We start from the raw sequence: 26,640 nt of genomic DNA on the forward strand, positions 1-26,640 counted from the left end.
TCGTCATCGTGTCGGCTCCTCGGTTCACAGGTCCATGTCGTGGTCGAAGTCCGGGATGAGCGGCTCGGGGGCCATCGGCTCCGGGGCCGGTTCGGGCGCGGCCGGGGCCGACAGTTCGGCCAGTTCCCGGTCGGCGGCGGCCAGGTCCCGTCCGATGTGCGCGTACGCGTCCTCGCGCTCGAAGGCGCGGTCGAGGCGCTCGCGCTCCCGCTCCTCGGAGTGTTCCGGCTGCGGCTGCGGCTGGGCGGCCTGCTGCTCGCGCTCGACACGCTCGGCTGCCCGCTGGGCGAGGATCTGCTGAGCCTCCCGGGCCTGTTCCATGGCCCGCATCAGCTCCTCCTCGGTCGAGGGCTGCGGCGACGACGCCGCGCTCGTCGTGGTGCCGGTCTTCGGCTCCTCTGTCTCTACCTCGGGGGCACGGCGCTCCAGCTCGGTGCGTGCGAGGTTGGCCTCGTCGCGGACGGTCTGCGTCTCCTCCGCCCACCGCTCGCGGGTCTCGTGGATCTCCCGCAGCTGCCGGGCCCGCTCGCCCATCGTCTCCGCGATGCTCTGCGAGGTCTCCGCACGGTCCAGGGTGTCGCGTACCAGCTCCGACGGGTCGATCTCGGCCTGGAGGGTGGGCACCTGCTGCAGCGCCATCGACTGCGCGATGGCCTGCTGGTGCTCGTTGTATCCGGTGGCCTTCGAGACCTGGTACATGGTCTCGGTGACCTTCGCCTCATGCTCGGCGGCTTCCTTCTCCGCCTGCTCCTGGGCGCGCAGTTCCAGCTGGGTGGCCTGGTCGGCGTAGTTCCGCTCGGCGGTGTACGCCTTCTGCATCTCGTCGCCGACGTACGGCGGCGCCCACGCCTCCTCGCGATCGGCGCGCTCGGTCATCTGCTGCAGGGTCTCGTCGGACGCGCGGGCGATGTCGGCCGCACTCTCATCGACACCGAGGGCTCGGCGCGCACGATCCCAGTCGGCGTGAGCCTCGACCGCACCCTGCGGCGGGGCCTGGCCGATCGCGTTGGTCTCGTGGTCGTAGCCGTGCGCCTCGCGGTACCGCTCGACGCGGCCGGCGCGCAGCTCCCAGTCGGCGCGTGCGATCGGGTCCTCGGGGACCGGGCCCAGCCGGTCGACGGCCCAGGCGGGCGGCTCCTCGGCGACCCGGCGGCCCAGGCGCTCGGTGCGCTCATCCATCTCGACGGCCCACTCCTGCATCATCCGGCCCAGGTCGCCGTCGAGCTGCGGGGTGCGGGCGGTGTAGGAGTCCATGGCCTCCCATCGGGCATCGCGCTCGGCAGCCTGCCGGGCGCGGACCTCGACGTCCTGGCCAGCGTGCAGGACCTCCACCCCGATGGTGAACGCGTCCTGCTGCCGCATCAGCTCGGCCAGGTGCAGGTTGTGCTCGACCGCCGGGGCGGGCTCTGCTTCGGGCGCGGGGGCGTCGACCAGCTGCTCGACCTCGGCGTCCGTCATCTCCTCGGCTGTCTTAAGGACGGCGGCCAGCTGCGCCTCCTGCGCGGCCAGCGCCTCCTCGCCCGTCCCGGCCTGCAGGGTCTCCACGCCCGTCTGTGTCGCCATCGTCTGCCTCATCAGCTCGCCGTGCGCGACGGCCGGCGCCTCGGCATCGGCCAGTTCCAGCAACTGCTCCGGGTCCATCGGCGCCTGGGCGGCCTCGATCGCGTCCGCGACCTTGGCCTCCTGTTCGACCAGTGCCGCGCGCTGCTCGGCCTCCTCCGCCTTCCGCTCGTCCCGCTGAATGAGGTTGACCGCCTTCTGCAGCCGGTCGTGCAGCACCTTGCTGACGTCCTCGGCGCTCTCCAGCTCCCGCGAGCGCGCGGTGCGCACGAGCAGGTCCTCGACGTCGACACCCTGCTCCTCGGCGTGCCGGGCCAGCCGCATCAGCGAACCGAACGCCTCGCTCGACGCGGCCCGCTCATAGTCGGCCTCTCCCAGGGTCTGGAGCAGGACCGTGCCGTAGCGCTTGGCGGCGTCCTGCTCCTTGACGCCCGACCACACCGGCTCCAGCACGGCGAGGTTCTCGCGCCGCTCCAGCTCGGCCGCGATCACCTTCGTCGCGGTCGGCTCCAGGCCGCTGCGCTGCAGGGCGGAGTCCAGCTTCGCGAGGTGGTGCGGGATCTCCTCACGCTTGAGGTTCTGCTCAGGCTGGTGAGTGATCACGTAGGCGAAGTTTCCGCCCTCTCCGCGGGTGAGCATGACGTACAGCGCCTCGCGGTTGACCGACTCGTCGACCAGCGAGTGGCACACCCCGACCGTGCGGCCCTGGGCGCCGTGGACGGTGGCCGCGTACGCCAGCTCGACGTGCTCGGCGACGTAGGCGGCCGGCAGGTGCATCCGCGCGCCGTCCTCCAGCTCCACCATGAGCGCGCCGTTGTCGCTGGTTCCGGTCACCTTCGCCACCACGCGGTTGGTCGCGAAGTCGCCGTTCTCCGCCGTGACCTTCCGGATATTGCGGCGCATCTGGATCAGGTCGCCGACACCGGCCTTGGTCTCGACGCCGCCGTACTCCTCGCGGCCAGTGCGCAGCACCACGCCATCCTCGGAAACCCGCTTGGCGCGGACCAGGTCGGCTCGGACTCGGGCGGACAGCTCGGCAACCTGCTGGTTGTCCCCGGCGATGAGCAGCGGGTTCCGTCCGGCGAGGTAGTCGGTCATCCACGCCTGGTAGGCCCGACTGGTCATCTCCTCAGCGTTGCCGCCGCGGAACCGGCCGTGGAGCTCGTACGCCGCGAGGGCCTCGGTGTCACCCTTGCGCAGCTGCAGCGAGGCGTCCGCCTCCCACTGCCGGGTCGTCTTCTGCCTGGTGATCGGGTCGGTGTCGCGGAAGCGCCGGACCTCGTCCAGGACGTGCACGCCGGGGGCGTCCTGGACCCACTGGGCGAAGATGCCGCCCGCGCCCACGGACGTCAGCTGGTGATGGTCACCAGCGGGGATCATCTTGGCGCCGCTGGCCTCGACCAGGGCGCGCACGGCGTCCATGTCCGTGTTGTTGGTCATGCCGCTCTCGTCGACGATGACCAGGGAGCCCCGGGGGATGCGGTACTGCTCGGCGTTGGGGAACGCCTTGCCTTCCGCCATCGCCCGGTTGGCGAGCAGCAGCATGCTGATGTTGGCGACGTTGTCGACACCCTCCTCGCGCAGCACCTGGGCAGCACGCTGGCCGCTGGCCAGACCGATGACCTTCCCGTTCTCGTGGGCCTCCCAGACCTCGGTGAGGGCAGCGAGTGTGTAGGACTTGCCCGCGCCAGCCGGGCCGACGAGCAGGTCGACCTTGCGGCCAGACGTGGCGGCCTCGCGGACGAACTCGGCCTGCTTGCCCTTCAGGCCACGCTGGGCGATCACCTCCTCGACCAGCTCGGCCGGGACGGTCGGCGCACCGCGCTCGCCGGCGAACTTCGCCAGCCGCTCCTCGGTCTGCAGGTGCTTCTCGGTGGCGAACCGGTCGAAGGTCTTGGGGTTCGGGTCGTACTTGAAGGTGCCGTCGGCGCGCTGCAGCTCGGGGGCGATCTCCACCAGGGCGGGCGCCTTCGTGCGCACCACGCCGTTCTCAGCGGTGGGGGACAGGGCGTCATCGGCAAGCCGATTGAGCAGGTCCCGCACCTGCCGACGGTCCAGGCCACCGAGGGTGTCGGGCAGCTGACGATTGAGCTCGACGATCAGGTCGGGGCGGGTCCAGGTGGGCTTCTGCTCCTGCACTGCGGCGATGGCGCGCAGCTGGATCACCTCGGCGTCGAACTCCTTGTACGGCCGGTGCAGGTCGGCGAGGGCCGACTCGTGTTCGATCCGGTCGGGGACCTCGGTGAGCGACTCGCGGAGGCGTTCCTTGCTGGACTGCTCCCATCGCTGCAGCAGCGTCTCCCGGCTCACGGCGTCGTGCTTCTTGCCCTTGCGCTGGCGCAGGCTGACGTCCTCGCTGATGCGGGCCATCGCGTACGCGGAGGGCGCGGCACCGTACTTCTCCTCGTATGCCTTGGCGATGTCGGCGACCTCGGCGGTGATCGCGACGCGGCGGCTGCTGAAGCTGTCGCGAAGGTCCTGGTCGACGCCGACGATCTCGCGGGCCTTGCCGTCCGGGCGCATCTGCACCCGCCAGCCGAGCACCCGCTCCAGCTCCTGCTCGGCGACCCGCTCGGCAAGGTGCCCGGCGGCCTGCTTGTGCCGGTACAGGCCGGTGCCGTCGAGGGACCGCCACACCTCGCGCTCGCGGCCGGTGACCGGGTCAATCTCCCTGCTCAGAACCTTGTTCAGGACCGGGGCATGAACGTGCAGTTGCGGGTCGTCCTGCCTCGATGTGTGTTGCGCGAAGGCGCCGACAATGAACCGGTCGGTTTTGACGTACTCGCCGCTGGAACGGCCGTCGACCTTCTGCCCATGGTGGCCCTTGCGCGTGTATCCGGCCTCTTCCTGCATGTGCTCGATGCCAGCCTGCACGCCAGCCTTCCAGCAGTCCCACAGCTGGTCGGCCTGCGCGCTGAACCGCTCGGCGGCCTGCAGGTCGCCGGCCTCTCGGGCCTCAGCGGCCTTGATCTGCAGCGCCGCGTGCGCCACCGACCACGACTTCGGCGCGGAGAACGTCAGATCGTAGTAGTGCGTGGCGGAGGGGGCTTCCTTCCGGGTCTGGATCTCAATCGCCTTGACCTGCTCGGGGCTCAGCACTCCGCCCGGGGCTCGGGACTCGGCGGCCGTGAGGGCCTTCTCCAGCCGCTTCTCGTACGCCTTCTCATAGGTCCGCGGGGCCGCCCCCAGCCGGGACTCCTTGCGGATCTTCGCCTCGGCCTTGGCGTACTCCTCGCTCCCCATCGCGTGCGGGATCGCCTCGATCCGGGCGTACATCTCGTCCCGCTTCCGGGGGTCGATGAAATCCGTGTACAGGTCGGTAAAGACCTCGTTGTTGATCGTTCCGGACAGCCCCAGGTCTGCGATGCCGTCGCCGAGCCAGTAGCCGGGCGGCTCGCCCTGCAGATCGATCGAGCGCAGGTAGTAATGCTCGGCACCGGCACTGACCTCCTTGGTCAGGTAGCCGGGATCTGAGCCTGCACTGATCGACAACATCGAGTACTCAGAGTAGGCGATTTTCAAGATCAACAACAGCCATCGGATCGTGATGCATAGGTGTGGGGTTTCTTGTAGTGAGCAGGTGGATTACGTTGAGTAGGTAGTCGGGACGATCGGGTGGCAGTTATGGATCTTGTGACCTGGGTCTGCTGAGGGTCGGAATCGGAGGTTCCATGGTGGGGTGTGCGGCGGTCCGGGATGCCTTTGGCGGGGCCTCCGGCCTGTATCGGGGGACCCGGGGCTCGCTGGCGATGCGATTGGTTTGCACCGAAATATGCGGGCCGTCGGATGGTGGGCTGTGCCTGCCGCCGGGCTGCGCCGGAGCGGCAGCGACCCCGGGCGGCCGTCGCCGAAACCTAGGGGGCGGCCTGTGGTCGCCGGCCGCGCCATGCGCTACGGTCGGCGGCGACGACACCGACCCCCTCGCGGCTTCCCGCGCGGGGGTCGACTGTTACCGGGGGAGGCCTTCGGCGGTGGCGATGCCCCACCGCCGTCCCCACGTCACCAGCCGGTACGGCGCGCGACCGTGTCGCTTGGGGCCGCTCCCCACGCCGACCGCGATCACGGTGGGGACGGTCACCACCGCGAGCGCCGTGGTGGTGACGTCGGCAGCGTTCAGTGGCCCCCACGGCCGGGTGGTCACGCGCGCGCCGTCACCAAGTCGATTTGGTGACGGCGCGAGGCGGTTCGCGGGCACGTCCCCACGATGGTCATGGGGATGGTGGTGGTGAGTTCCCCAGCCGGGTCGGGCCGCGGTCGGTGTGGTGATTGGTGATGACGGGCCCGGTGATGTGCTGCGCCGAGAAACGTCCCCAGGGGTCGGTCACCAAACGGCGGCGGCCCCGGACAGGGGGCCGGGGCCGTGGGGATTGCGGTGGCCACCGGAGCGCGTCCTGGTGGGTGCCACTGGGGTTTGCCTGCCGAGAGGGCGGCGGCGATGGCGTCCTCGATCTCCTCGGGCTGGTGGCGGAGGCGAGGGACGGCCTGGACCGCCCGGGCCCGGGCCCGCCGCGCCCCGTACGTCGGCCAGCGCGTGCCCGGCGAGCCGGCGTCTAGCTGCGGCGTCGCGGTTGTTGTCGCCCCGGGTCCCAGCGAGCAAGTGCCCCGGGTTCTGACACGGTGGGGCGCATCGCTCGGGTGGCCGCTGCGCCACCACCAGCAGTCGTCCAGGCCGCGCCGCAGGACGTGGCTCCAATAGCGACTCACCACAGCCTCGTCACCAATCAGGTCCGCCCACGGCACTGGTGACGACAGTGGGGACGAAGGCGTCCAACTGTTACCGGCGGCAGGGTCGTCCCCACCGCCGTGGCGACAGGGGGCCGTGGGGACGGCCGGGACCGTCACCACTGGGGACGGTCACCATTTCACCAGCCGGGCCGGTCCGGGACGGCTCGCCGTGGGGATGGTGTCGGTCCGGAGTACACGAGGCGGGCCTCGGGCCACGGGTCCTCTCTCACCACTTCACCGTCGCTGTACGTGGTGGTGACGGTGGTGTCCCCACAGTCGGGGTCGTAGTCGGCCCTGGTGAAGAATCGCCAGCCCGGGTCACCGGAGATCCACACCCATCCGCCGGTGAGAACGTGGGAGAGGTCCTTCACCATGACGTCGCGGATCTCGGGCTCCCATGCGGTCGGCGCCCGGCTGGACTCGACGCCGGCGCCCTGGCCGTCGGGACCGTCCTGGGCGGCCAGGGCGGCGGTCACCTCGAAGCGGGGTCGCCGTTGCAGCAGCAGACGATCGCCGTGCCGTCCCCGTCGGTCTCGGTGTAGCCGGGGAGATCCTCGTCGTCCCGGTGGCCGGTGCCGTAGGTGCGCCGGGTGCAGTCGGGGGCGGTACAGCGCCAGACCTTCTCACCTTCGGCCTCGATCCGCTCCGTCACGGCCGAGCACCCGAGCACAAGGGTGTGAGGCCCATCACACAGATCCGGAGGGGGAGTACGTACTCAGGCACGAGGGTTCTCCGTCCGTGGTCGTGGTGGAAGAGGGCGTGCCCCTTGAGGGAATGCCGCTCCGGACTGCGGCTGAGTCACCCAAATTTGGGTGACTCAGCCGCGCCGCAGGGCCTGTTATTACCTCGCGGGTGCCGGGGAGGGTTGGGCAACGCGTCTGATCTGCGGCCCCGTAGCTGTACGGATGCTGGAACGGGCAGATATGACAGGGGCGGCATCCTGTGAGGGCGAGGCGGCTGGGGGGTGAACAGCGTGCAGTGGTGGGACCGGTCTCCGGTCGGTACGCGGCGGGCCTGGCGCAAGCGCGAGGAACTTCGGCTGCGGCTGAGCGGGCAGTACGGCCCGGAGTGGTGGGAGGTCGCGCCGACGTTCGCCGCGGTGCTCACGGTGCTCGCGCTACCGATCGCCGTGCTCGGCTGGTTGGGGACCCGGGTCAGCTGGTGGGCGGCGCTGCTCGCGGCGGTGGCCGGGGCGTGCGGGCTGCGGGCTGCGGTGCGCCAGCGCCGGGAGCTGGCCCTCGAAGGGCAGCGACGGGAAGCACGGTTCGGCCTCGACCAGGTCGACGCAGCCGACGACCGCGCGTTCCGCACAATCGTCGGCCGGCTGCTGTTGCGCGACGGTTGGACGAACGTGCGCGGGGTGCTGATCCGCCCCGGTGTCGTGCACCTGGTCGGCGACGGGCCGGACGGGCGTCAGCTCGGGGTCGCCTTCGAGCGCGGAGTCGAGCGGGCCGGTCGGGGAAGCGGGGGCCGCGCGGTTCTTCGGCCGGTGGGAAGTGGCGGACAGGCGTTACCGGACGGCGCTACCCAGCCACGGGCGCTGTTCCTCATCGTCAGCAGCGGCACCTTCGCCCGGGAGCGGGTGGTGTGGGCCGCGCGCAACGACGTCCGCCTCGTCGACCGGGCGACGCTTGAGCGGTGGGCGGCAGGCGGGCACCTGGCGGTACTCCTCGGGCTCTGCCTGGACGATGTACACCCGGACGCGTCGTAGCAGGGCGGGATACAACGAAGGACCCGGAGATTCGGGCCCTTCGTGCTGACAAGGGGCGGTCAACTGTTACCGGCTGGGGCTAGAAGAGGGCGTCCTGGACGGAGCCGCTGGGGTTACCCGCCGCGATTGCGGCGGCGATGGCGGCCTCGATGTCGGCGCCCGTCGCCTGGGCGGTGAGAATCGCGTCGCGGATGGCGACGGCTCGGCCGTCCGGGCCGCGGACGTCGCCGAGGGCGTGACCGGCTCGGTGGGCTCTGGCGTAGTAGTCCCGAATGTTGTCGACGCGCTCGCCGGCGATCCAGTGGGCGGGCTGCTGACAGCTCGACTCGTCGCATGCGTGGCGGACGACGTGGCCCTCGGCGAGGGCGGCGGTGCCGTGGGCGAGGATGTAGCCAAGGACGTGCGCCGTGACAACGCGGGAACTCCCGCTCGACCGGGACCCTGCCCTGAGCTTGCCGTGACCGGAGCTGCTGATCGCCCCCGTCCAGTAGGCGCAAGCGTCCGGGCCGCGGTGGTGCACCTTGGCCCGGTAGCGCTCGATGGTCGCCGGGTCGGTGGCGAGCTCGGCCCACGGTACGGTTCCGCGCTCGCTCATCTCCGGCTCCTGATCGGTGGTCTGATCTGTCATCGGGTGGTGGTGCAGTGTCCGCACTGGCCGGTGCCGTCCGAGTGTGCGTTGCGGCAGGTGGTCATCTCGTCCATCACCAGGGTGGTCAGCCACCTGAGATGTCCGGGCTGGAGGTGGGCCTGGTGCTGCTCGCCGGTCGCCGGGTCGGTGACCGTGAGGGTCACGGTAGCCGTGTCATCGGGGTCGGTGGGGTACTCCCGGGCGAGCTCCTGCAGTGCGGCCGCGAGGAGGACGGGGGCCTGAGCGGTCGTCGGGTCGTGGGTCGTCATCGGGTTACCTCGTATTCCTGGCGGACGTAGGGGCGGTGGGACGGGTCCCATTCGATCGCGTCGGGGCCGATGGGGCCCTGGCCGGTGCCGTGGTCGCGGTCGTAGGCGGCAAGCTCGTGGGCGAGCTGGGCGGCGTCGGTGAGGAAGTCCTCGACGTCGGGGTACTCGATCGACAGGCGGTCGGCGAGCGCGGCCCTGCGCAGGAGGTAGGTCCGCTCGTCGGGGTCCTCGTACGTCCCGCCGGCGGCGACGGCGGCCGCGGTTGCGGCCTGGCGGCGGGCGGAGAGGTCGAGGAGGGCGGCGGCCTCGGAGAGCATCTTCGGGGCGCTCCTGTACGCGACTTCGGGGGTGGGGGCGTCGAAGCCGGCGCCGGTGGTCGGGTCAGGCACGGACGGACTCCTCTTCGGGCTCGGCGGTGACGGGCGCGTCGAGCTGCTCGCGGAGCTTGGCGATGGCCTGGCGGGTGACCTGGGTGCGCTTGCCGAGGTCGGTGTCGCTGACGGCGGGGCTGCCGTCCTCCTTGCTCTCCCACGCGAACACCTTGAACAACCTGGCGTAGACCTCGGCGCGGGCGGTCTTCACTGCGGCTTCGGCCTTCGCGCGGGCGGCGCCGTACGTCGCGATCTCGTCGAGGAGCTGGTCGCGGAGCTTGGCGCGGATCCGGCGGACCTCGTACGGGCTGCAGTTGAGCAGGTAGACGCCCTCGGCGTCGGCGAGCTCGGCGGCCCGGTCGGGGAGGGTCTCCAGTTCGGCGTCGGTGGTGGCGTCGGTGAGGAGGACGGGGTGGGCGGCGAGCCAGGCGGCGGCAGAGATGATGGGGCGGCCGGCGGCGGCCTGGCGGCGGTGCTCGTAGAGCCAGGCCCGGGTGCCGACGAGGGAGGCTCCCCGGGTGTCGGGGTCGATTCCGATGGCCTCGGCGATCACGGGGTTCTGGGTGAGGCCGCACCGGTTCAGGGCCTCGGCCTGCTCGTCGAGCTGGGCATCGTCATGGACCGCCCACGTGTCGCGGACCAGATCGGGGTGCGCCTTGACCGCCTCGGCCATGTTCACGAGTTCGGCCCGTCGGCCCTTCGGGGGGTCCACGTAGCGGGTACAGGCGGCCGCGATGTCGAGGCCGGCGCTCGCGGATTCCGCGCTCCAGTCGTACGAGTCGGTGCCGGGGACGGGCTGCAGATTGGTCAGCAGGGTCTCGGCGAGCGGGGCGACCCGGCGGGCGAACGCGTTGCCCTCTTCCAGGGTGAGGAAGGGCCGCTCCTTGACCGCATGGTGGGCATCGATGGTCCAGTACATGAGGTTGGGGACCTCCAGCCAGTGGAACGGGTGCCAGCGCCCTTCGACGGGCGGAAAGCGATCGGCATGCTCGTCGCGCGGCACGCGCCAGTCGTCGCAGTGGAAGAAGAGCTGCGCGCGGCGGACGTCGAGAACGAGTTTTTGGTAGGCGCCGGCGCCCGCGTGGAGGCGGCCCTCGTCGAAGCCGCCCTTGGTGTCGAAGTACTTGCGGGCCTTGGCCGGGTCGGGGATGGGCGGCACCTGGTCGGCGGTGGTCTCACGGACGGTGAGCTGGGGCGGCATGGTGACGGTCTGAGAATGCGTCATGCAACTAGGTTGCGCCAAAAAGAAAGTAAAGCGCAACCTAGTTGCGGATGGTTGGCGAGAAGTCGCCGCCTGTCCGGATCTACTTCTTCCGGCCCTGCAGCTCCTGGAGTTGGCGGGTGGCGTCGCGCAGCTGCTCCTCCGCGTCGCGGGCGCGGTTTTCCTGGGTGCGAACATCCTTGTACAGCTCGCCGTTCGTCGTCTCCAGCGTGGTGATGCGGCCGCTGGCGGTCTTGGCGTTCTCAAGGAGCCGCCCGACCTCCTCCCGGAGCTCCTTGGCCACCTCGCTGGCTGCCTCGACCCTGGCGTTCGCGTCGCTGGTGGCCTGCCGGGCGGCGGCATGCGCCTCCTCGGCCTTCCCTTTCGCCTCGATCACACGGGCGTTGGCGTCCTCGACGTCCGCCAACGACTTGGCTTTCACCTCCTGAGCGCCGGCCTTCTCCTGCTCGACGGTCAGCTTCATCTCCTCGACCTGGCGCTTGGCCTCGTTCTGCGTCCGGCCGGCAGCGGCCTCGGCGGCCGCGACCTGCTCGGCGGCCTGCTCCTTGGCGGCGGTGATCTTGGCGGTCGCGTCGGCGCGGGCCTGCGTGATCTCCTCCCGGGCCTGCGTGATCTCCTCCTGGGCGGCGGCCTCGGCCTCCTGCCGGATGCGTGCTGTCTCTACCTCGAACCGCTCCTTGGCCTCGTCGAGTTCGCGGATCGCCTGGTCCGCTGCCTCGTCGGCGGCCTCCTTCGCCTCCTCGGCGGCCTTGGCCTTGCGCTCGGCGGTCTCGCGGCGGCCGCGCTCGGTGACGAGCTCCTGCTGGGCTTCGGCGATCCGTGCCTCCGCCCGGGTCTCGGCGGCAGCGACCTGGGCCTCGGCGGCCTCCGGGTCGGCCACCCGTTCCATCAGCTCGACATACCGGGGGAGCTCGACGCCCAGCGCCTTCACGGCGGTGAGAACGGACTCGCGCACGAGCACAGCGGTCGCGGCCGCACCGGTCACCGGACGGTCGGTGTCCTCCTCGGAGGCCCGGACGGCCGCCGAGGTGCCGGCAGCGCCCTGGCGCTTGGCCCGGTATGCGGTCATGGCGTTGTGGTCGGGGTCGTCGCAGTACTTCGGCCGGTTCCCACGCACCGTGGGGTCCTTCGGCACCCGGGGGCGGTGGCAGTCGGGGAACGCGCATTCGTCGGTGCCCTGCTCGACCTGCTGCTCGCTCATCTTCGGTGTCTCCTGCTCGGTGGTTGGGAGGTCGGTGGCGCTGAGGACCTGCTTCCGGCGAACGGCCCAGCCGGTGTACGGGTAACTGCCCGGCGCTGGCCCCTGCCGGTGCGGTGGAGCAGATCAGCGAGGAGCTGCTGCGTACGCGGCCAGCCGTTCGGTGATCTAGTCCTCCTCGCCCTCGCAGTCCCCTCAGTCTAATCCATTGCATTGCATTTCGTCAATGCAATGTTGAGATGTAATGGAATGCAATGCATTGCAGTCAGGTGATCAGGTAATAACAGGCCCTGTGGTGGAGCCCCGTTCTCAAGGACGGTGGAACTGCGGGCTACGCCGGAGGGTGCACGGCAAGCCGTGACATCAGGCGGTGGCGATGCGGCGCTCGATACGGGCCCGGGCTGCTCCGTGGTCGCCCCGACCGTCAGAGGTCCGGGGGTAACGGCGGCGGGGCTGGCGGGGGAGCGTTGTGAGGACCAGGGCGGCCTGCTCGTCGTGGGTCTGGACGCCGGTGCGGATGCCGGCCTTCGGGGCACGCATCCACTCCTCCTCCTGCTGCCACCACCGGTACAGCTCAATCTCGACGGCGTACCGGCGTGCACGGCTTGCCCTGACACCGTGGCACCCCAGAGCCTTCGCGGCGGCGACCAGGGAGCCGGGTCGGGGCCGGTAGTACGGGGTACTGGAGCGCTCGGCTGCAAGGGTCTGGCGGGCGGTGTGCTGGTCGGCTCCACGGCGGCGGAGAACAGCTCCTGCTGCTGTACGGCAGCGTTCCCCGGGGGCGGCCTGGCAGGTGGGGCACTCGTGGTGAACCGTCATCACCGCCCGGGTCGCGACCAGCAGGTCCCGCATCCGCGTGAGGTGCTTGGCGACGGTCCGCGGGGCGTATCCGGTGCGCTGGCACAGCTCGGTGAGGCTCAGGGCTCGGTCGGCGTGCAGGGCGAGCTGCTGGTAGACGCGTCCGGCGTGGTGCCCAAGCCCTCCGGAGTGGTTGGCCGTGCCGCGGCCGTACGAGAAGAGGTCCGCCTGACCTGCCGCGATCTGCTTCTCCAGGCGGGAGAGGAGGGTGTGCCGGGTTACTCCCTTGGGGGGCAGGTTTCTTTGTGTCCCACCCCGTGCAGAGAGAGGGAATGCAGGGTGCGAAGCGGTGACGGGGAGCAACTCGTGGGTGCTGGCCGGGCCGGTGTCCGCGCCGTGGCCCAGCCAGCTGTCGAGACGGAGCCGGCCGAACGCGCGATGCATGGTCGAACGGCCGTAGCCGGTGGCGAGGGCCGCCCGGCGGACATCCAGGCTCAGCACGGTGCTGCCGGAGCGCAGGGCGAGCAGACAGAACAGATCCAGTGCGGCGCGGTCGGCGGGCCCGGACTCGGTGGCCCAGCGCTCCGGGCAGGCGTCGGCGGCGGCCTGGAGCTGCTCGACCTGGGCGACGACGTCGGCGAGGTTCTCGGTCCACTCCAGCGCGTCCTGGGGGAGCGGGAGCTTGGCCGCGTACGCCACGCACCGCTTCCACTGGCGCTCGAACTTCTCTTCCGCCTCGGCCTCGTTGAGCATGACGCGCAGCGAGCCCACGCCGGGCGAGGTGCACAGGTGCAGCAGCCCACCCTCGCGGTAGCGGCGGTCCTCCAGCAGGCGCTCGACCATCCGCTGCGACCAGCGGCGCAAGGCCAACTTGGTGAGCAGGGAGGCGCACACCTCGCTGACCTTGTCGGCGGGCGGGCGACGAGTGAGCAGCGCCATGGTCTCGCGGTCGAGCGCAGTGCGGGGAGTGCCAGCCAGCCGGGGGCCGTTGTCGTCGATGATCTTGCCGAACTCGTCGCGGCCCACCAGCTTGGGGCGGACGTCCTCGGCGGCCGGGACAGCGTCGATGACGAGCAGCAGCCGGAGGAACGCGTCCGCCGGGTTGCCGCAGCTGGCGGGGGTGAGCAGTTCGGCGGCCCGTCGGGGGGTCTCCGGGCTCAGCAGCTCGCTGCGGCCTCCGTTGCGGTGCGGGGCGCCAATGGGGCGGACCGCGCCCGTGCGGGACTTGAGCAGGCCAAAGTCGAGCGTGGGCAGGCGCTTCGCGGCGGACACGGCGATGGACTCGACCAGCGGGGCGTCCAGGAGCGTCTCGGCGGTGACCCATACGTGCCGTCCGCCGGCGGAGCCGGAGGCGGCCACCACATAGGTCAGGCCCGCTTCCTCCAACCAGCGGAGCAGAGTTGCGAGGTCGGGGCCGACGTCGCCACGCTTGGTGTCGAGGTCGAAGCAGAGCCACCGGTAGCCGCGGAAGAAGCTGGACAGATAGACGGCGTACGGGCCTCGCGGGGCCCGGTCCGGGAGGGATCGCTCGACGTACTTGTGCTGCCACTTGCCCTCGGAGTTCTTGGTGTCGACGCGCACCGACAGCCGCGGGGACAGCTGCAGGAAGAGTTCCTGCAGGTCCGCGCGCGCGGCTAGGGCAACGGTACGAGGGGTGTGAATCGGGGCAGATGACGGGCTGTGCACGCCCGTTCCTCCGGACACTCCGGGGGCGGGCATGAGCTGTCCGGCACCGTAGCGGTCCGCTACGATGGGAGGGCTCCTAACTGCATATGAACGCCGAAGCCCCCTCTCGCCACTGCGGCGGAGGGCTCCGAGCGCGGCCAACCAGGTCGCTCAAGGGGGCGCTTCTAGCTCCATTTGTGGTAAGGGGACCACCGCCCGACAGACGCCCTGGAAAGCGTCTGTGGGGCTCGACTCACCTCCTCCGGTTTGCGAGGGCGAGGAACTCGGTTGGGAAGCCGGGGACCTCTGGGTTGGTGGCGTTGGGAGACGCCTCTTCGGGTGGGTGTTGCTGTAGCAGGCAAACAACTTGGGATTCAGCAGCTCGGGAAAGGTGCTGGACCCTGTACGTCGGAAAGGCGCCGCCCCGGTTGAAGTTTGGACCGGGGCTTTTTGCCGCGCTCAGACGGTCTTGCGGGAGGCGCTATCCGGTCAACGGAAGCGCCTCCTGTCGGTTGAGTTCGTCCGCCCACACGGGGCGTCCGTTCTCGTCGACCGGCATCCGCTTGATCAGCTCGTTGACCAATCCTGCGAACGACAGTCCCGTGGAGCCCGCTGCCTTGATGGCCTTCTCAGCCATGTCCGGCACGATCACCACGCCTGTACGCCAGTTCTGACCGGACCTCGGGTCGTACGTCACCGGGCGCCCCGTCTGCGCACGACCGCGCAACGGTCCGCCGAGGTCCGGCCCTTCGTTTCCGATCTTCCTAGCCATGGTGGCGATCTTTCCACACTTCCACGCGCTTTCACTACGACTCGCGCGCGTGTCGCGTGACTTCTCGCGGGACGGGCGTCTACTCTCCGGTCTCCCGCATCGCGGGAAATGATGAGCCATCACGGCAGTTCGACCGATTTCGAGTTGAACACGGTCCCGCTAGCGCCCGGATGCATCGTCAGCCTCCCCACGTCGGCATCACCCGTTCTGGTCATCCGGCTTCCCCTCCCAGCTCGTGGTATCGAGCTCGGCGAGTCGACGGTGCACGTACCGGCTGACCTGGCTGTGTGCTCCGAGGACCTCGGCGAGGAGGGGGCGGAGCTCGGCGCCGAGGGCTGCGAACTCGGCGGTGTCGGTGACGTACTGCCAGATCCCTGCAGCCCGCAGGGCGGATGCCTCGGCTGGGACGGAGTCAGCCCCGGCGGTGCGGGCCCAGGAGCGGGTCGTGTGCAGGTACCAGCGCACGGCACTGGGGTGCAGGCCGGCGGTGTGGCACACCCATCCGCGGAGTTCGCGGATGCTGACGGTGTGGGGGTGGTCCTCGCCGTATTCGGCGGTGATCTCCTCGTCGAGCCGCTCGCCTTCGGCGGCGGCCTGGTCGAGCTGGCGGGGGTCGCCGGAGGCGGTGTGCCGGACGACGCGGACGACACGCTCCCTGTAGGCGGGCGGGGCCTTGGGGACGGTCTCGCTGGAGCCCATGCCGAGAAGCACGTCCTGCGGGGGAGGCTCGGTGGTCCAGAAGTCGGGGAGGGGGGTGCCCCAGGGGCGGTAGAGGGTCTCGGTCGTCACGGTGGGGTTCTCCATAGGGGTTAGTCACCAGTCCACGACGCGGCGGACCTCGGTGACGCGGGTCATGCGGCTGGTGGAGGTTCTCCAGCTGTCGTAGGTGACGAGTCGGGTGCGGACTCCCGTGCGGGGTGCCTCGACGACCAGGCCCCGGCCCTGGGCGTCCTCGCCCACGTACATGCCGACGTGGCCCGGGCGCGCGGCGCTGCCGTCGCTGCCCGGGTTGAAGACCAGGTCGCCGGGCTGGGGGGCGTCGAGGTCGATACGGCGGCCGATGTTGACCTGGTCGTACGTCACGCGTGGGATGGGGATCCCGGCGGCCCGGTATGCCTGCTGCATGAGGCTGGAGCAGTCGCACCAGTGGCTGCGGGAGTCGCCGTGGGCGTTGGTGCAGTCGCCGCCGAGCTGGTACCAGCCGCCGCGCTGCTGGAGTGCCCACGCGACCGCCGTACGGATCTGGGGTGGAGCGTCGTCAGGGACCTGGAAGCCGGCGGGGAGCTCGACCGGTCCGCCGGGGGCGGAGAGGGTGGCGGTGAGCTTGCGGCTGGTGTCCATGATCAGGCGCACGTACCGGTGGGTCTCGCCCTTGGCGAACCCGACGGGCGGGACTCCGCGGAACTGGTCGACCCGGCCCCAGCCTGCGTTGTAGCCGGCGAGCGCGAGCTCGATCGGGGCGCCGGCGTAGTCCGGATGCTTCTTGGCGGTTTTGAGCAGGCTGCACATGAACCGGCCCTGGGACGGGATCGCGTCGGCCGGGTCGAAGACGTCGCGGTCGCCGTCGCCGTCGCCGTCGACTCCCCGGGTCGCCCACGTCTCGGGGGTGAACTGGCTGATGCCCTGGGCGACGACGCGGCCGGGGATCATCTGTCTCGTCTTCGGGTCGCGCCTCGGCGGTGTCCTCGACTCGGCCCGCGGGTTCCAGCCGGATTCGTGGAAGACCTGCGCGGCCAGGACGGGCGCGGGCAGACCCTGACCGCACGCGGCGGCCGCTCGCTCGATGAGCCCGGCGTACTGGGCGGGGACCCCACCTTTGCCTCCTACGCGGAGCGCGCCGGAGGACACCGCGGCGACCGGTCGGTCCTGGTCGTCGTCGGCGATGACGGCGGCCACGAGCATGACGGCCATACCGAGGATTACGGGGCCGCCGACTCCGGAGGAGGCACCGAGCAGCAGTGTTCTGAGCTTCAGGAAGGGCCCCCATGCGTGTGGGTGTGCCAGCCGGACGGCGGCGGGGCCACATTCTCACAGGCTCCTTTTCAGTAGGAAATGCACGTAAACCAGAGCGAGTTGTCACTCGGCCGGGGGGCGTATCCCGCGTGCCTGACGGTCCGTTAGTCGGGGTAGACACCCCGTCTGTGCTCTGCGGATGCGGGGCCGGGGGGTGGTCCACGTCATGCGGTGCTCCGCTCTCGTCAGCGCGGTGGGGCAGGGGGACGGGCGGGCTGCCGGGCGGCCCCCAATTGCTGCAGCGAAGCGCTGAATAGGGGTCCCATGGCGAAGAAAACTGAGCCGATCGCCTGGCCTGAGCGGGCACGGCTGACGGTGCCGGTCCTCGGGGCAGTCGGAGGGAGTGGGCGGTCGACGGTCGCGGGGCTGCTGGCCGCGTCGGCGGCGGACGCCGGGCTGTGTCCGGTGGTGCTCGATACCTGTGCCCGGCTGTCCTCGCCTTGGCCGCGCTGGGCCGGGGAGCCGGGCGGGGGGTTGCGGACCGTCCCGGCTGGCAGCCCCTCGACACAGTCCCGCGTGCAGGCGGCCGCGTCGCTGTGCCTGTCCTCGGGCGGCCGGAGCTGGCATGTGCTGACGGATCACCAGGACTGGAGCGCGCCGCCGCTGGTGCTGCCCGAGGATCCGTGGGCCTGGTACCAGCTGGCGGCGATCGGCGGGTGGGACCTCGTCGTCGCCGACACCGCGCGGCCGGCGGCCGACGACGTCGTGCGCTCGCGCTCGGAGGGGCGGACGTCGGTGACGGCGGGCTGGTGCGGACTGCCGTACGCGGTACCGCTGCTGGTCGCCGACGCGTCGGCCGACGGGATGCACGCCTTGGAGGGGGCAGTCATGGCGGCCGTCGCCGAGGGGCTGCCGCTGGGGCGGACGGTGGTCGTCGTCGTCCGCAGCGCGGACCGGTCCGTGCCGGCGGCGGTGAAGGCGGCGACGACCATGCTCGCACCCCGGGTCTCCGCGCTCCTGGAACTCCCCTTCGACGGAGGGCTTCCCGCCCTCGGCCTCACGGGCCCGGAGCGGCTGCGCTCGCGGACCTGGCGGGCGGCCCAGCAACTGCTCCAGGCCGTCCTCGATTCCGCTTGCTCGGCTTGGGGGGATCCCCTCCCGGCCGCCCCGGTTCCGGCGCCGCTGGAGCCGCTCCCGACCCCCGCGATCAGCGAAGAGGTGCCCTCATGCGTATGACCGACACGATCACTGTTCTGGCGGACGGCCCAATCCCCGGGTACACCCCCAGCCTGCCCACCCCGCTCGTGAGCCTGAGCTCGACGGTGCTGGGGTGGACGGCGGGTATCGGGCTCGGGATGTCACTGCTCGGGCTGCTGATGTCCCTGGGCTTCATCGGTCTGGGGGAGTCGACCGAGCGGGACGGTCTGGCGGTGCGGGGGAAGAAGGGCGTCAAGTGGTCGCTGATCTCGGCGGCCGGCTTCGGCTGCGCTTCGGCACTGCTCGCCACCGTGTACTCCATGGCGGCTTCCTCGGCCGGTGGTAGCTGATGGACGGGACCCGCAAACGCCGACGGGCCCGCGTCGGGCTGGTCCTGGGCGGACTCGTCCTCGCGGGCACTGTCGGGGCCGGGCTGGTCGTGGCGAGCATCGCCCTGGACGGGCCGGTCGCCGCGGAGGGCAAGGCGCGGCCGGAGACGACCGCGTCGGCCGGGCCGGCGCCGCGTCCGACCGGTACTGGCCCGATGACACCCGGCCGGGCCCGGCCGCTGCGGCTGATCCCCCCGACCGGGCAGAAGGACGGTGCCTCGACGGGTTTCCCCAAGGGAGGCATGGGGGCGCTGTCCGCGGCCGTCTACCGGCATGAGGAGTACGCCTGGTACGACGACGTGCAGGCCCGGCGTCAGCTGGAGGCGACGACGTCGCGGGCCTCGCGGGGCTGGATCGACACGGAGATCTCGCGGGTGCGGACGCTGCGGTCGCAGGCCGGGCTGCCGCCGTCCGGGGACGCCCCGGCCGGGCTGACGGTGACCACGACGGTCGTGGCCGCCCGGGGCCGGTCCTTGGTCGAGGACGGCAGTGTCGTGCAGATCTGGCTCTCCTACGAGCGGCACGCGGTTTTCGCCGACCAGGGGCCGGACGACGAACCTCTGCTCGACGAGACGGAGGACGTGATCCTCGTCTGGGAGGACGGGGACTGGAAGCGGACGACCGAGGAGCGGTACACGCGCCTGCGGACGTTCCCGGCGGCCTACGCGCCGGATTCCCCGTACGCCTGGGCCGACGGCTGGGTGCAGGTGGTCCGTGTCGACTAACCGCGTGACGCACGCTCTGCTGCTGCTCGTCGCCGTACTGCTGGCCGGCGGCACTCTCGCCCCGGCTGCCGTCGCGGACGACTCGAAGCTGCACGCGACATGGGGGCCACCGAAGCCCCCGCCTGCGGAGTGGGAGAAGGGCGGTCAGGCCGCCGGCGTCGACAAGGCGGGCAACTGGTGCGTCCTGGGGGAGGCGGACGGCTGCGACTTCACCAGCGCCGACAAGCCGAACAGCATCGCGCCCTGCGACGCGAACGGGATGGCCTCGTCGACCTGCTCGAAGGAGGATCAGCGGCTGTACGAGCAGCGGGCCCTGGAGACGTGGCGAAAGAAGGCCGACCACAACGCGGAGAACTTTCCCAAGCTCGACGCGTACGTGTCGAAGTGCGTCGACAAGGGGCGTCCCTTCAAGTTCTGCTGGGAGCAGGGCCTGCAAAAGTATCCGTCGCCCGCCTCCACACCGGTCGACTGGTTCAAGGAGAAGGTCGCCGAGCTGGCCGCGGACGCCTTCGGGAAGCTGGCGAGTTACATCGGCCGCGGGGTCGTGTGGTTCCTGCAGAGCTTCGCGAAGGAATTCGCGGCGATGTCGACGATCAACTTGGCCCAGACCGGTATCGGGAAGGTCTTGAGCCTCACCACGGCGCTGTCGGCGGTGATCGCGTGCTTCGTGCTGATGCTGCAGTTCGGGAAGGCCGCCGTCTCCATGCAGGGCGCCCCGATCGCCACAGGTGCGGTGGGGCTCTTGAAGTACGGGGCGATCCTGTCGGTGTACATCACGGGGACCCAGACCGCCCTGTACTGGAGCGACCAGCTGAGCCTGTCCCTGATCACGCTGTCCTTCGACGCTGGCGGCGCTGACCCGGCCGGGGTACTGGAGCAGCGGCTGGGCACTCTGTTCGCGGGACTGGTGGGGACCGGGACCACCGCGGCCGTCGGCGGCGCGCTGGTCACCGGCTCAGGCGTCGCCGCCAATGCGGTGGCCTTCGTCGTCATCGTCGGCGTCCTGGCGGTCATCGCGATCTGCGCCCTGTGGCTGGAGATGCTGATGCGGCAGGCCGGGATCATGATCCTGGTCGCGACGATGCCGATCTCGCTCGCGGGACAGCTCGCGGATCCGACGAGCAGCTGGTGGCCGCGCTCGCGGGACGCGCTCATCGCGCTGATCCTGACGAAGCCGGTCATCACGATGTGCTTCGCGCTCGGCTTCACCACGATGACCGATGCCGAAGGAGTCCGGAACGTCATCGTCGGACTGGTCATCTTCCTGGTGGCGGGGTTCGCGTGGCCGACCCTGGCCGCGTACATGACGTTCACGACGAACGGTGGCGGCAAGAGCGTGGCGTCCGGGGCCATCGAAAGCATCGGCTCCAGCCTCTCCTCCCTCCACGGTGCACAGCGCCGGTCTCCGTCCGGACCGGGCGCCGTCGGAGGCGGGCCCGCCTACTCCCGCGCCCTGGAAGGGGACGGGGCGACGTCGGCGCCATCCACGGGCGGGCCCGCAGGAGGCGGCGGATTCTGGTCGAACGACTCCCTGACGAGCCGTCTCAAGGGCTCGACCGGCGGCTCCTTCGGCTCGAAGGTGGCCGGGCCGCTCGCCCTGGGGCTGCAGCTCGCGTCCGCCGGCAAGAGCGTGCTGGAGGGGTCCATGGCGAACATGGCCGCGAACGCCGGGCTCGGCCCCTCGGAGCGGGTCGGCGCCCATGTCGTCCCGCCACGGGGCCACAGCCCGATGCCCTCATCCGATCAGGGCCGCGAGGGGGGTACGGCGGGGGAAGAGCGGTCCGGAGGGCCGGCGCCGTTGGACATCCCGCCCCCCGCGCCCCCCGCGCCCTCCGCGCCTCCCAGCGAGCTGTCGGCGCCCGCGCCTTCCAGCGGCCCGCCACCGGCGGTCCCGGAGCGGGGTCCGGAGGGAGCGCGGCCCATGCCCGTGCCCCTCCCGCCTCCCACCATCCCTCGGCGCCCGGATTAAGGACTCACTCATGTCATCCCAAGAGCCGGTGCGGTACGGCGGCTGGCAGTCCGAGCAGTCCGGATGGATGGGCAATCTCTCCGGCAGCGGCTTCCTGCTGATGGCCCTGGCCGTCGGGTCCGCGCTGCTCCCCGTCTACCAGCGGTCGCTGACGGCCGCCACCGTCTTCATCCCGCTCGCCCTCGTCCTGCTCGCGCTCGCCTTCGGGCGGGTGCAGGGCCTGACGGCGGACGAGTGGATCGTCCTAGCAGTAAGGCACCACATCGCTGTGGCTACCGGCAGGAATCGCTTCATCTCGGGCCTGTGGGCCCCCCGTACACAGGCGGGCGAGCAGCCCATGGACCTCCCGGGCACCCTGGCCCGGCTGAGGATTCTGGACGCCTCCAACGGTCTCGGCGGGAAGATCGGCATCGTCTACGACCCGCACGATCGCACGTACAGCGCCGTCGCCCGGGTGTCGTTCGGCGGGCTCGCGCTCGTCGACACCGCCACACAGAACTCGCGGATCGCCGGATGGGCGGCCTTCCTTCGCGCGCACTGCAAGGAGGACAGCCCCTTCGTGCGGATCGCCGTGCACCAGAGGTCGCTCCCGGACGACGGGGAGGCTCTGCGGTCGTGGACTCTGCGGCACCTGTCGCCGACGGCGCCGGACGCCTCGGTGCAGGTCCTCGGCGAGCTGATGCTCGCGGCCGGGCCCGCCGCGACCGTCCGCGAGACGTACCTGACGCTGACCCTGGCCACTCAGCGGGCCCGCCTGGCGATCCGCGGGGCCGGCGGCGGACAGCGCGGCGCGGCCGCCGTCCTGGTCCGCGAGCTCAACGCGCGGGCCAGCGTCATCTCCAGCGCGGGCCTGCAGGTCGAGGAGTGGCTCGACCAGCGCGGGCTCGCGGCCACGATCCGCACCGCGTACGACCCGGACGCCCAGCTCATGCTCGCCGAGCGAAAGGCGTCGGCGCAGATCGACGGGTACCAGGGGGCGGTGCCCGGGGTCGACCCGGAACTCGCGGGGCCGGCGGCCGCGGAGACGAGCGCGGGCTCCTACGCGCACGACGGGGCATGGACGGTGAGCTATCAGGTGCGGGGGCTGCCGCACGGGGAGGTGTACGGCACGGTGCTGCAGCCGCTGCTCCGGCCAAGGCCAAACGCGCGCAGGTCGCTGTCGATCGTGTACGAGCCGCTCGGGCCGACCCGGGCCCGTCGCGAGCTCGCGCGGGAGAAGACGAAGCGTCAGTCGGCCCGTCAGCTGCGGGCCAAGTCGGGCCGGTCGGAGTCGGAGGACGAGCGTCGTGAGGCGATCGTGGCCCGGCAGCAGGACCGGGCCCGGGCCGCGGGGCAGGGTGTGGTGCGGCTGACGGCCGTTATCGCCGTGACCGTCACGGACCTGGCGCAGCTGGAAACGGCGTGCGCGGAGCTGCAGTCCGACGCCTCCGACGCGGGGCTGGAGCTGCGCAGGGCGTGGTTCACGCAGGACAGCGTGTTCGCGGCGGCCGCGCTGCCGCTCGGGCAGGGCCTGCCGGAGCGGAGGATGGCGCTGTGATCGGCCGTCTGCTGCGGCGCCGTGGCGCCGACACCGATCTCGACTCCGCTCCCGTCGGCCGGCTCCTGGGCGGCGGCCGGGGCGGCGACGTCCCCGGACCCCGGGCGGCCACGGCGGCGCAGCTGCGCAAGGCCCAACGGCTGGAGGACCCCGCCTTCGCCAGCCGGATCGCCCCGCGCCGGGGCTGGGCGGAGCCGGACGCCGGGCAAGCCGCGAGCTCGGCCCGTACGACCGTCTTCCGCTCGGACACGGGGCAGGCGTCGGGGTTGTACCCGTTCCTGCACGGCGCGAGCCTGCCCGCCGTGGGCCCGTACATCGGCTGGAACACGGTCAACCAGACGGCGTTCTCCGCGCATCCGTCCGCGTGGGTGGCGGAGAAGGTGACGACCAACCCCAACGTGGTGGTCACGGGCATCCCCGGCCGGGGCAAGTCCGCGCTGGTCAAAGCCTTGTCGTTCCGGTTGATGGCGTTCGGCCATCAGACCCTCATCGCCGGTGACCTCAAGGGTGAGTACCGCAAGCTGTGCGCGGCGCTGGGTGTCGAGCCGGTCCGGCTCGGCCCCGGCCTGGCGGGGCGGGTCAACCCCCTGGACGCCGGGCCGCTCGGCGAGGGCCTCGACCGGATCCTCGACGCGGCGACCCGTCAGTCCCGGCTCGCCGAGATCCACCGGCGCCGGCTGACCCTGCTGAAAGCGCTGCTGGAGCTGCAGCTGCGGCGCACCCTGCTGCCGCAGGAGGAGGAGGGCCTGGACCTGGCCGTGCGGGAGGTCACCCGGGAGCTGTACGGGTCCTCGGAGTCGAGGCTCGACGTGCCGACGCTCCCGAGCGTCTATCAGGTCCTCAAAGACCCCTCGCCGCGAGTCGCCGAGGAGCTCCGCGTACGGGACGGGGACGTACAGACGGCGCGGGAACAGCTGGCCTCGCTGCGCTCCGCGCTCGGCTCGATGATCCACGGGCACCTCGGCGGCCTCTTCGACCAGCGGACCAGCGTGGGCCTGGACTGGAACGCGCCGATCCAGAGCGTCGACATCAGTGCTCTGCAGGGAACGCAGGACGAGACGATCGCCATGGTCCTGACCTGCGTGAGCTCGTGGGCGCAATCGGTCATCGACCGGCCCGGGCCACCGCGGGTCGTCGTCCGCGATGAGCTGTGGCGCGCGCTGCGGTCCGGCGGCACGGCGATGGTCCGCAAGGTGGACGCCGATCTGCGGCTGAGCCGCGGGGAGGGTGTGATTCAGGTCCTGGTCTCCCACCGGCTGTCGGACTTCGAGGCGGTGGGAGCGGCGGACTCGGAGGCGGCCGCCATCGGGCGTGAGCTGATCGCCTCATGTGACACCCGGATCCAGCTCGCGCAGGACCTCGGGCCGCTGCGGACGATCCGCGACACCATCGGTCTGACGGACGCCGAGTGCGCGCTGATCCACGGCTGGGGACCGGGCGAAAGAGGCCGGGCCTTGTGGAAGGTGGGGAAGGCGGGCAGCTTCGCGGTGCAGCTGATGCTGACGCCCACCGAGGAGGCGCTGTTCGAGACCGACGAGAGGATGGCGCTCTAAGCCCGCGGGTTCGTCATACGGTGAGGGAGTGCCCACCGATCCGCTGCCCGCTCGCGTCACCGTCGTCATGCCCGACGGGCAGACGCTCACGGCGCGCTTGATCGAGCGGGAGCAGATCCCCGGCGGCTGGCTCTACCTCGTCGGCATCGCGATCTGGAGGAACACAGACCAAGGCGAGGTAGAGGCGGCGGAGTACCGGGTGTGGCTGGACCCGTCAGCGCAGGTACGGCCCATTGAAGGGGTCTCGTACGACGACGTGCCGCGCAAGGTGCTGCCGCCACCGCCGACGTACCCAGACCCGGGGCCAGGCGAGCCCTGGGGATGGGTCCTGGAGAAGCTCTCGCAACGCGGCCGCGGCCCGGCCGAGTCCGTGCTCCACGTCTCGGACTGCCCCGAGGCGCCGGCCGGTGCTCCGGTGCTCAAGCTCGACCAGGCCCTCACGGCCGCCGAGCATCCCCGTACCCGGACGTGCACTCTGTGCCGGGCGGCAACCGAGTTGGACCCGTTGCTGAGGGGGTTCGGACATGAAGCGGACTGAGGCCCGGGCCCGGACGACGACGGGAGGGCGCACGAGGTGCGCCCTCTTCGCCGCAGGCCGAGGCCGCCCACTCGGGTAGGGCGTTCCTCGAGCACCCGCAGCCACGCGGGTGCGGCGGCACCAGCCTCGTGAGGCATCACATCTGGCTCTCGCGGGCCTCGGCGACGAGCCGCTCGGCGTGCCGGCGTGAGACGCCGAGGTCGGCGGCGAGGGTGTCGAGGTCGGGGGCTGGGTCGGTGGTGAGGGCGGTGCGCACATGGGCGCGCCGCTCTTCGGCTTGTTGGTGGCGGGCGTCGCCGGACAGGTCGCGGGGCCGGCTGTCCTTGCTGCCCTGGGGGCGGCCTCCGCTCGCCGGGGCGTCCTCACGTTGGGCGGCCCACTGCAGCACGGTGGCCCGGTACCAGTGGTCCGCCGCACCGGGTGCTGCCTTGGTCTTCGTCCCCGGGCTGGTCCTGGGCGTGCCGAAGTTCGTGTCCGGGCTGGGGCCGGCGCCGGTGGAGAGGTAGCCCCGCCAGGTCGCCAGGGTGACCCGGCCTTCCTCGGGCAGTGCCTCCCACGCCTCGATGCTGTCGAGGAGGTCGCCGTCGGCGAGCGGGGCGTCGGCGTCGAGCCACGGGCGGGCCGGGAGCGGCTGGCCGGCCACGATCGCCCGGAGGACCTCCTCGTCGTAGACGCGCGTGCGGGCGTCGGGGCGGCTGAGGAGCGCGGGCTCCAGCTGCTGCCACGCCTTCTTGTTGCGGAAGGTGCCGAGGGAGATACCGAGCAGCCGGGCGGCTCCGGCGTCGTCGACGGCGGTGCGGCCTTCGGGGATCACGGGGGCTCCAAGAGGGAGAGGGGCGACGTTGAAAAGGTACCAAGTTTTGGACATGTGCGGTGGGGGTGGCGCCGTACGGACACGCGGCCGGTCTGGGGCCGGCGCCTCCTGAGGGTGCGTTCCGCGGGCGGCAAGCCGGGTACGGCGCCCGGCCACTGAAGGGACGGCGCTTCGCGGGGGCGGGGCGGCGACGGCGCGGCCGGCGCCCGGCTGCTGCAGCGGCGGCGCCCCTCGCGCCGGGGGCACGTGCCACTGCCGGCCGTCGGCCACACGCAAACGGGTGACACCCGAAAGGGGTGGCTGACCCCCGGGGGAGGTCAGCCACCCTTCGGCGGCGCGGTGCCGATCAGTCCTCGGCCTCCACCAGCCGGACCAGTTCGGCGACGTAGGCCGCGTGCTCGGGGGGCAAGTTCGTGATCCTGACCTCGGTGCGCTTGCCCTTGGCGTCAACGTCGACGGTGATGCTCGCGGCGCCGTACGCGCGGGAGTCGCTGATCCGGCGGCCGTTGGAGAACGAGTAGCTGGGGCCGACGCACGACTTCGGGAGCTTGGCGCTGATCAGGTCGACCGCGCGCTGTACCTCGACCTGGCGCTGCTCGTACTCGGCGGCGACGGCGGCGTGCCGGTCGAGCGCGTCGGAGAACGGGGGCAGCAGGCGGCGCTTGATGTGCTGCGCGAGCCGCTGCCCGGTGCTGTCGGCGGAAACGGTGATCTCCTGGGAGGGGATGCGGTACGCGGCCGCGACTCCGTCCGTGATGTCGGGGCGGCGGCCTCGCGCGATCAGGCGTCCGCTGCCGGTGAAGAGCTGCACCACGTAGGGGTATCCGCCGTACCGGGGGGCGGTGAGCCGTACGGCGTGGTGTCCCCAGTCGGGGTCCGGGGCGGTCGTCCACTCCGGGCCAAGGTGGGTGGCGGCCTCGCGGGCTCGGTCCGTGATGGTCTGCGCGTCCATGGTCGTGCTCCTGGTGCTGGTCGTGGTTCGAGGGGGAGGGACCGGGCGGCGGGGCCTACCGCCGCCCGGCCGGGGGCTACTGCTTGGGGTGCGG

22 protein-coding genes are annotated in these 26,640 nt (G+C 71.5%); 8 read left to right on the forward strand and 14 right to left on the reverse strand.

Going from position 1 to position 26,640, the window contains the following annotated elements:
* Window positions 1-24 precede the first annotated feature (24 nt).
* The 3 genes from mobF to AB0424_RS28555 form a co-directional block, all read right to left on the reverse strand.
* On the reverse strand, window positions 25-5,055 hold the full coding sequence (gene mobF, locus AB0424_RS28545) for a MobF family relaxase (RefSeq protein WP_366309452.1): 5,031 nt from the start codon (window positions 5,053-5,055) through the stop codon (window positions 25-27).
* Between the two features lie 1,367 nt (window positions 5,056-6,422).
* Window positions 6,423-6,761, reverse strand: coding sequence for a hypothetical protein (locus AB0424_RS28550; RefSeq protein WP_366309453.1), 339 nt, complete (start codon window positions 6,759-6,761; stop codon window positions 6,423-6,425).
* A complete protein-coding gene (locus AB0424_RS28555; RefSeq protein WP_366309454.1) occupies window positions 6,758-6,937 on the reverse strand; it encodes a hypothetical protein in 180 nt (59 codons plus the stop codon). The genes AB0424_RS28550 and AB0424_RS28555 overlap by 4 nt, the downstream gene beginning before the upstream one ends.
* Window positions 6,938-7,249: 312 nt before the next feature.
* Between AB0424_RS28555 and AB0424_RS28560 the strand changes: the two genes are divergently transcribed.
* A complete protein-coding gene (locus AB0424_RS28560; RefSeq protein WP_366309455.1) occupies window positions 7,250-7,996 on the forward strand; it encodes a hypothetical protein in 747 nt (248 codons plus the stop codon).
* 79 nt (window positions 7,997-8,075) lie between these two features.
* On the opposite strand, the gene AB0424_RS28565 is transcribed toward AB0424_RS28560, so the two are convergent.
* The 9 genes from AB0424_RS28565 to AB0424_RS28605 all read right to left on the reverse strand — a co-directional run bounded on the left by AB0424_RS28565 (window position 8,076) and on the right by AB0424_RS28605 (window position 16,830).
* Window positions 8,076-8,591: a hypothetical protein gene (locus AB0424_RS28565; protein WP_366309456.1), complete on the reverse strand. Its 516-nt coding sequence runs from the start codon at window positions 8,589-8,591 to the stop codon at window positions 8,076-8,078.
* Between the two features lie 29 nt (window positions 8,592-8,620).
* Window positions 8,621-8,893, reverse strand: a complete 273-nt coding sequence (locus tag AB0424_RS28570; protein WP_366309457.1) for a hypothetical protein — start codon at window positions 8,891-8,893, stop codon at window positions 8,621-8,623.
* Window positions 8,890-9,282, reverse strand: a complete 393-nt coding sequence (locus AB0424_RS28575) for a hypothetical protein (protein WP_366309458.1) — start codon at window positions 9,280-9,282, stop codon at window positions 8,890-8,892. Before AB0424_RS28575 ends, AB0424_RS28570 begins: the two co-directional genes overlap by 4 nt.
* Window positions 9,275-10,489, reverse strand: coding sequence for a hypothetical protein (locus AB0424_RS28580; RefSeq protein ID WP_366309459.1), 1,215 nt, complete (start codon window positions 10,487-10,489; stop codon window positions 9,275-9,277). Before AB0424_RS28580 ends, AB0424_RS28575 begins: the two co-directional genes overlap by 8 nt.
* 79 nt (window positions 10,490-10,568) lie before the next feature.
* Entirely contained in the window at window positions 10,569-11,687 is a 1,119-nt protein-coding gene (locus AB0424_RS28585; RefSeq protein WP_366309460.1) for a hypothetical protein, read from the reverse strand.
* Between the two features lie 360 nt (window positions 11,688-12,047).
* Entirely contained in the window at window positions 12,048-14,063 is a 2,016-nt protein-coding gene (locus tag AB0424_RS28590; protein WP_366309461.1) for a hypothetical protein, read from the reverse strand.
* A gap of 565 nt (window positions 14,064-14,628) precedes the next feature.
* Window positions 14,629-14,919: a hypothetical protein gene (locus AB0424_RS28595; protein ID WP_366309462.1), complete on the reverse strand. Its 291-nt coding sequence runs from the start codon at window positions 14,917-14,919 to the stop codon at window positions 14,629-14,631.
* Between the two features lie 198 nt (window positions 14,920-15,117).
* Window positions 15,118-15,708 (reverse strand): hypothetical protein, encoded by a 591-nt coding sequence (locus AB0424_RS28600; RefSeq protein WP_366309463.1) that lies wholly within the window; start codon window positions 15,706-15,708, stop codon window positions 15,118-15,120.
* A 24-nt stretch (window positions 15,709-15,732) separates the two neighbouring features.
* Window positions 15,733-16,830, reverse strand: coding sequence for an NlpC/P60 family protein (locus tag AB0424_RS28605; protein WP_366309464.1), 1,098 nt, complete (start codon window positions 16,828-16,830; stop codon window positions 15,733-15,735).
* 669 nt (window positions 16,831-17,499) lie between these two features.
* On the opposite strand from AB0424_RS28605, the gene AB0424_RS28610 reads away from it, so the two are divergent.
* Genes AB0424_RS28610 through AB0424_RS28640 form a run of 7 tightly spaced genes read left to right on the forward strand, consistent with a single transcriptional unit; the run spans window position 17,500 to window position 24,780 of the window.
* Window positions 17,500-18,108 (forward strand): hypothetical protein, encoded by a 609-nt coding sequence (locus AB0424_RS28610; protein ID WP_366309465.1) that lies wholly within the window; start codon window positions 17,500-17,502, stop codon window positions 18,106-18,108.
* Window positions 18,105-18,419, forward strand: coding sequence for a hypothetical protein (locus tag AB0424_RS28615; RefSeq protein WP_366309466.1), 315 nt, complete (start codon window positions 18,105-18,107; stop codon window positions 18,417-18,419). The genes AB0424_RS28610 and AB0424_RS28615 overlap by 4 nt, the downstream gene beginning before the upstream one ends.
* Window positions 18,419-19,183: a hypothetical protein gene (locus AB0424_RS28620; RefSeq protein ID WP_366309467.1), complete on the forward strand. Its 765-nt coding sequence runs from the start codon at window positions 18,419-18,421 to the stop codon at window positions 19,181-19,183. The genes AB0424_RS28615 and AB0424_RS28620 overlap by 1 nt, the downstream gene beginning before the upstream one ends.
* A 4-nt stretch (window positions 19,184-19,187) precedes the next feature.
* Complete coding sequence (locus AB0424_RS28625) at window positions 19,188-21,152, forward strand: hypothetical protein (protein WP_366309468.1); 1,965 nt, start codon at window positions 19,188-19,190, stop codon at window positions 21,150-21,152.
* 10 nt (window positions 21,153-21,162) lie between these two features.
* On the forward strand, window positions 21,163-22,689 hold the full coding sequence (locus AB0424_RS28630; protein ID WP_366309469.1) for an SCO6880 family protein: 1,527 nt from the start codon (window positions 21,163-21,165) through the stop codon (window positions 22,687-22,689).
* Window positions 22,686-24,242 (forward strand): type VI secretion protein, encoded by a 1,557-nt coding sequence (locus AB0424_RS28635; protein ID WP_366309470.1) that lies wholly within the window; start codon window positions 22,686-22,688, stop codon window positions 24,240-24,242. The genes AB0424_RS28630 and AB0424_RS28635 overlap by 4 nt, the downstream gene beginning before the upstream one ends.
* A 28-nt stretch (window positions 24,243-24,270) precedes the next feature.
* Window positions 24,271-24,780 carry a DUF6233 domain-containing protein gene (locus AB0424_RS28640; protein ID WP_366309471.1) on the forward strand — a complete coding sequence of 170 codons (510 nt, stop codon included), beginning with the start codon at window positions 24,271-24,273 and terminating at the stop codon, window positions 24,778-24,780.
* Window positions 24,781-24,916: 136 nt separating this feature from the next.
* Here AB0424_RS28640 and AB0424_RS28645 read toward each other — a convergent pair whose 3' ends face one another.
* Together AB0424_RS28645 and AB0424_RS28650 are read right to left on the reverse strand one after the other, a co-directional pair.
* Entirely contained in the window at window positions 24,917-25,594 is a 678-nt protein-coding gene (locus tag AB0424_RS28645; RefSeq protein WP_366309472.1) for a hypothetical protein, read from the reverse strand.
* A gap of 346 nt (window positions 25,595-25,940) precedes the next feature.
* Window positions 25,941-26,546, reverse strand: coding sequence for a hypothetical protein (locus AB0424_RS28650; RefSeq protein ID WP_366309473.1), 606 nt, complete (start codon window positions 26,544-26,546; stop codon window positions 25,941-25,943).
* Between the last annotated feature and the right edge of the window lie 94 nt (window positions 26,547-26,640).

Origin of the sequence: Streptomyces sp. NPDC051180 (assembly GCF_040689545.1) — a bacterium.
GTDB lineage: Bacteria > Actinomycetota > Actinomycetes > Streptomycetales > Streptomycetaceae > Streptomyces.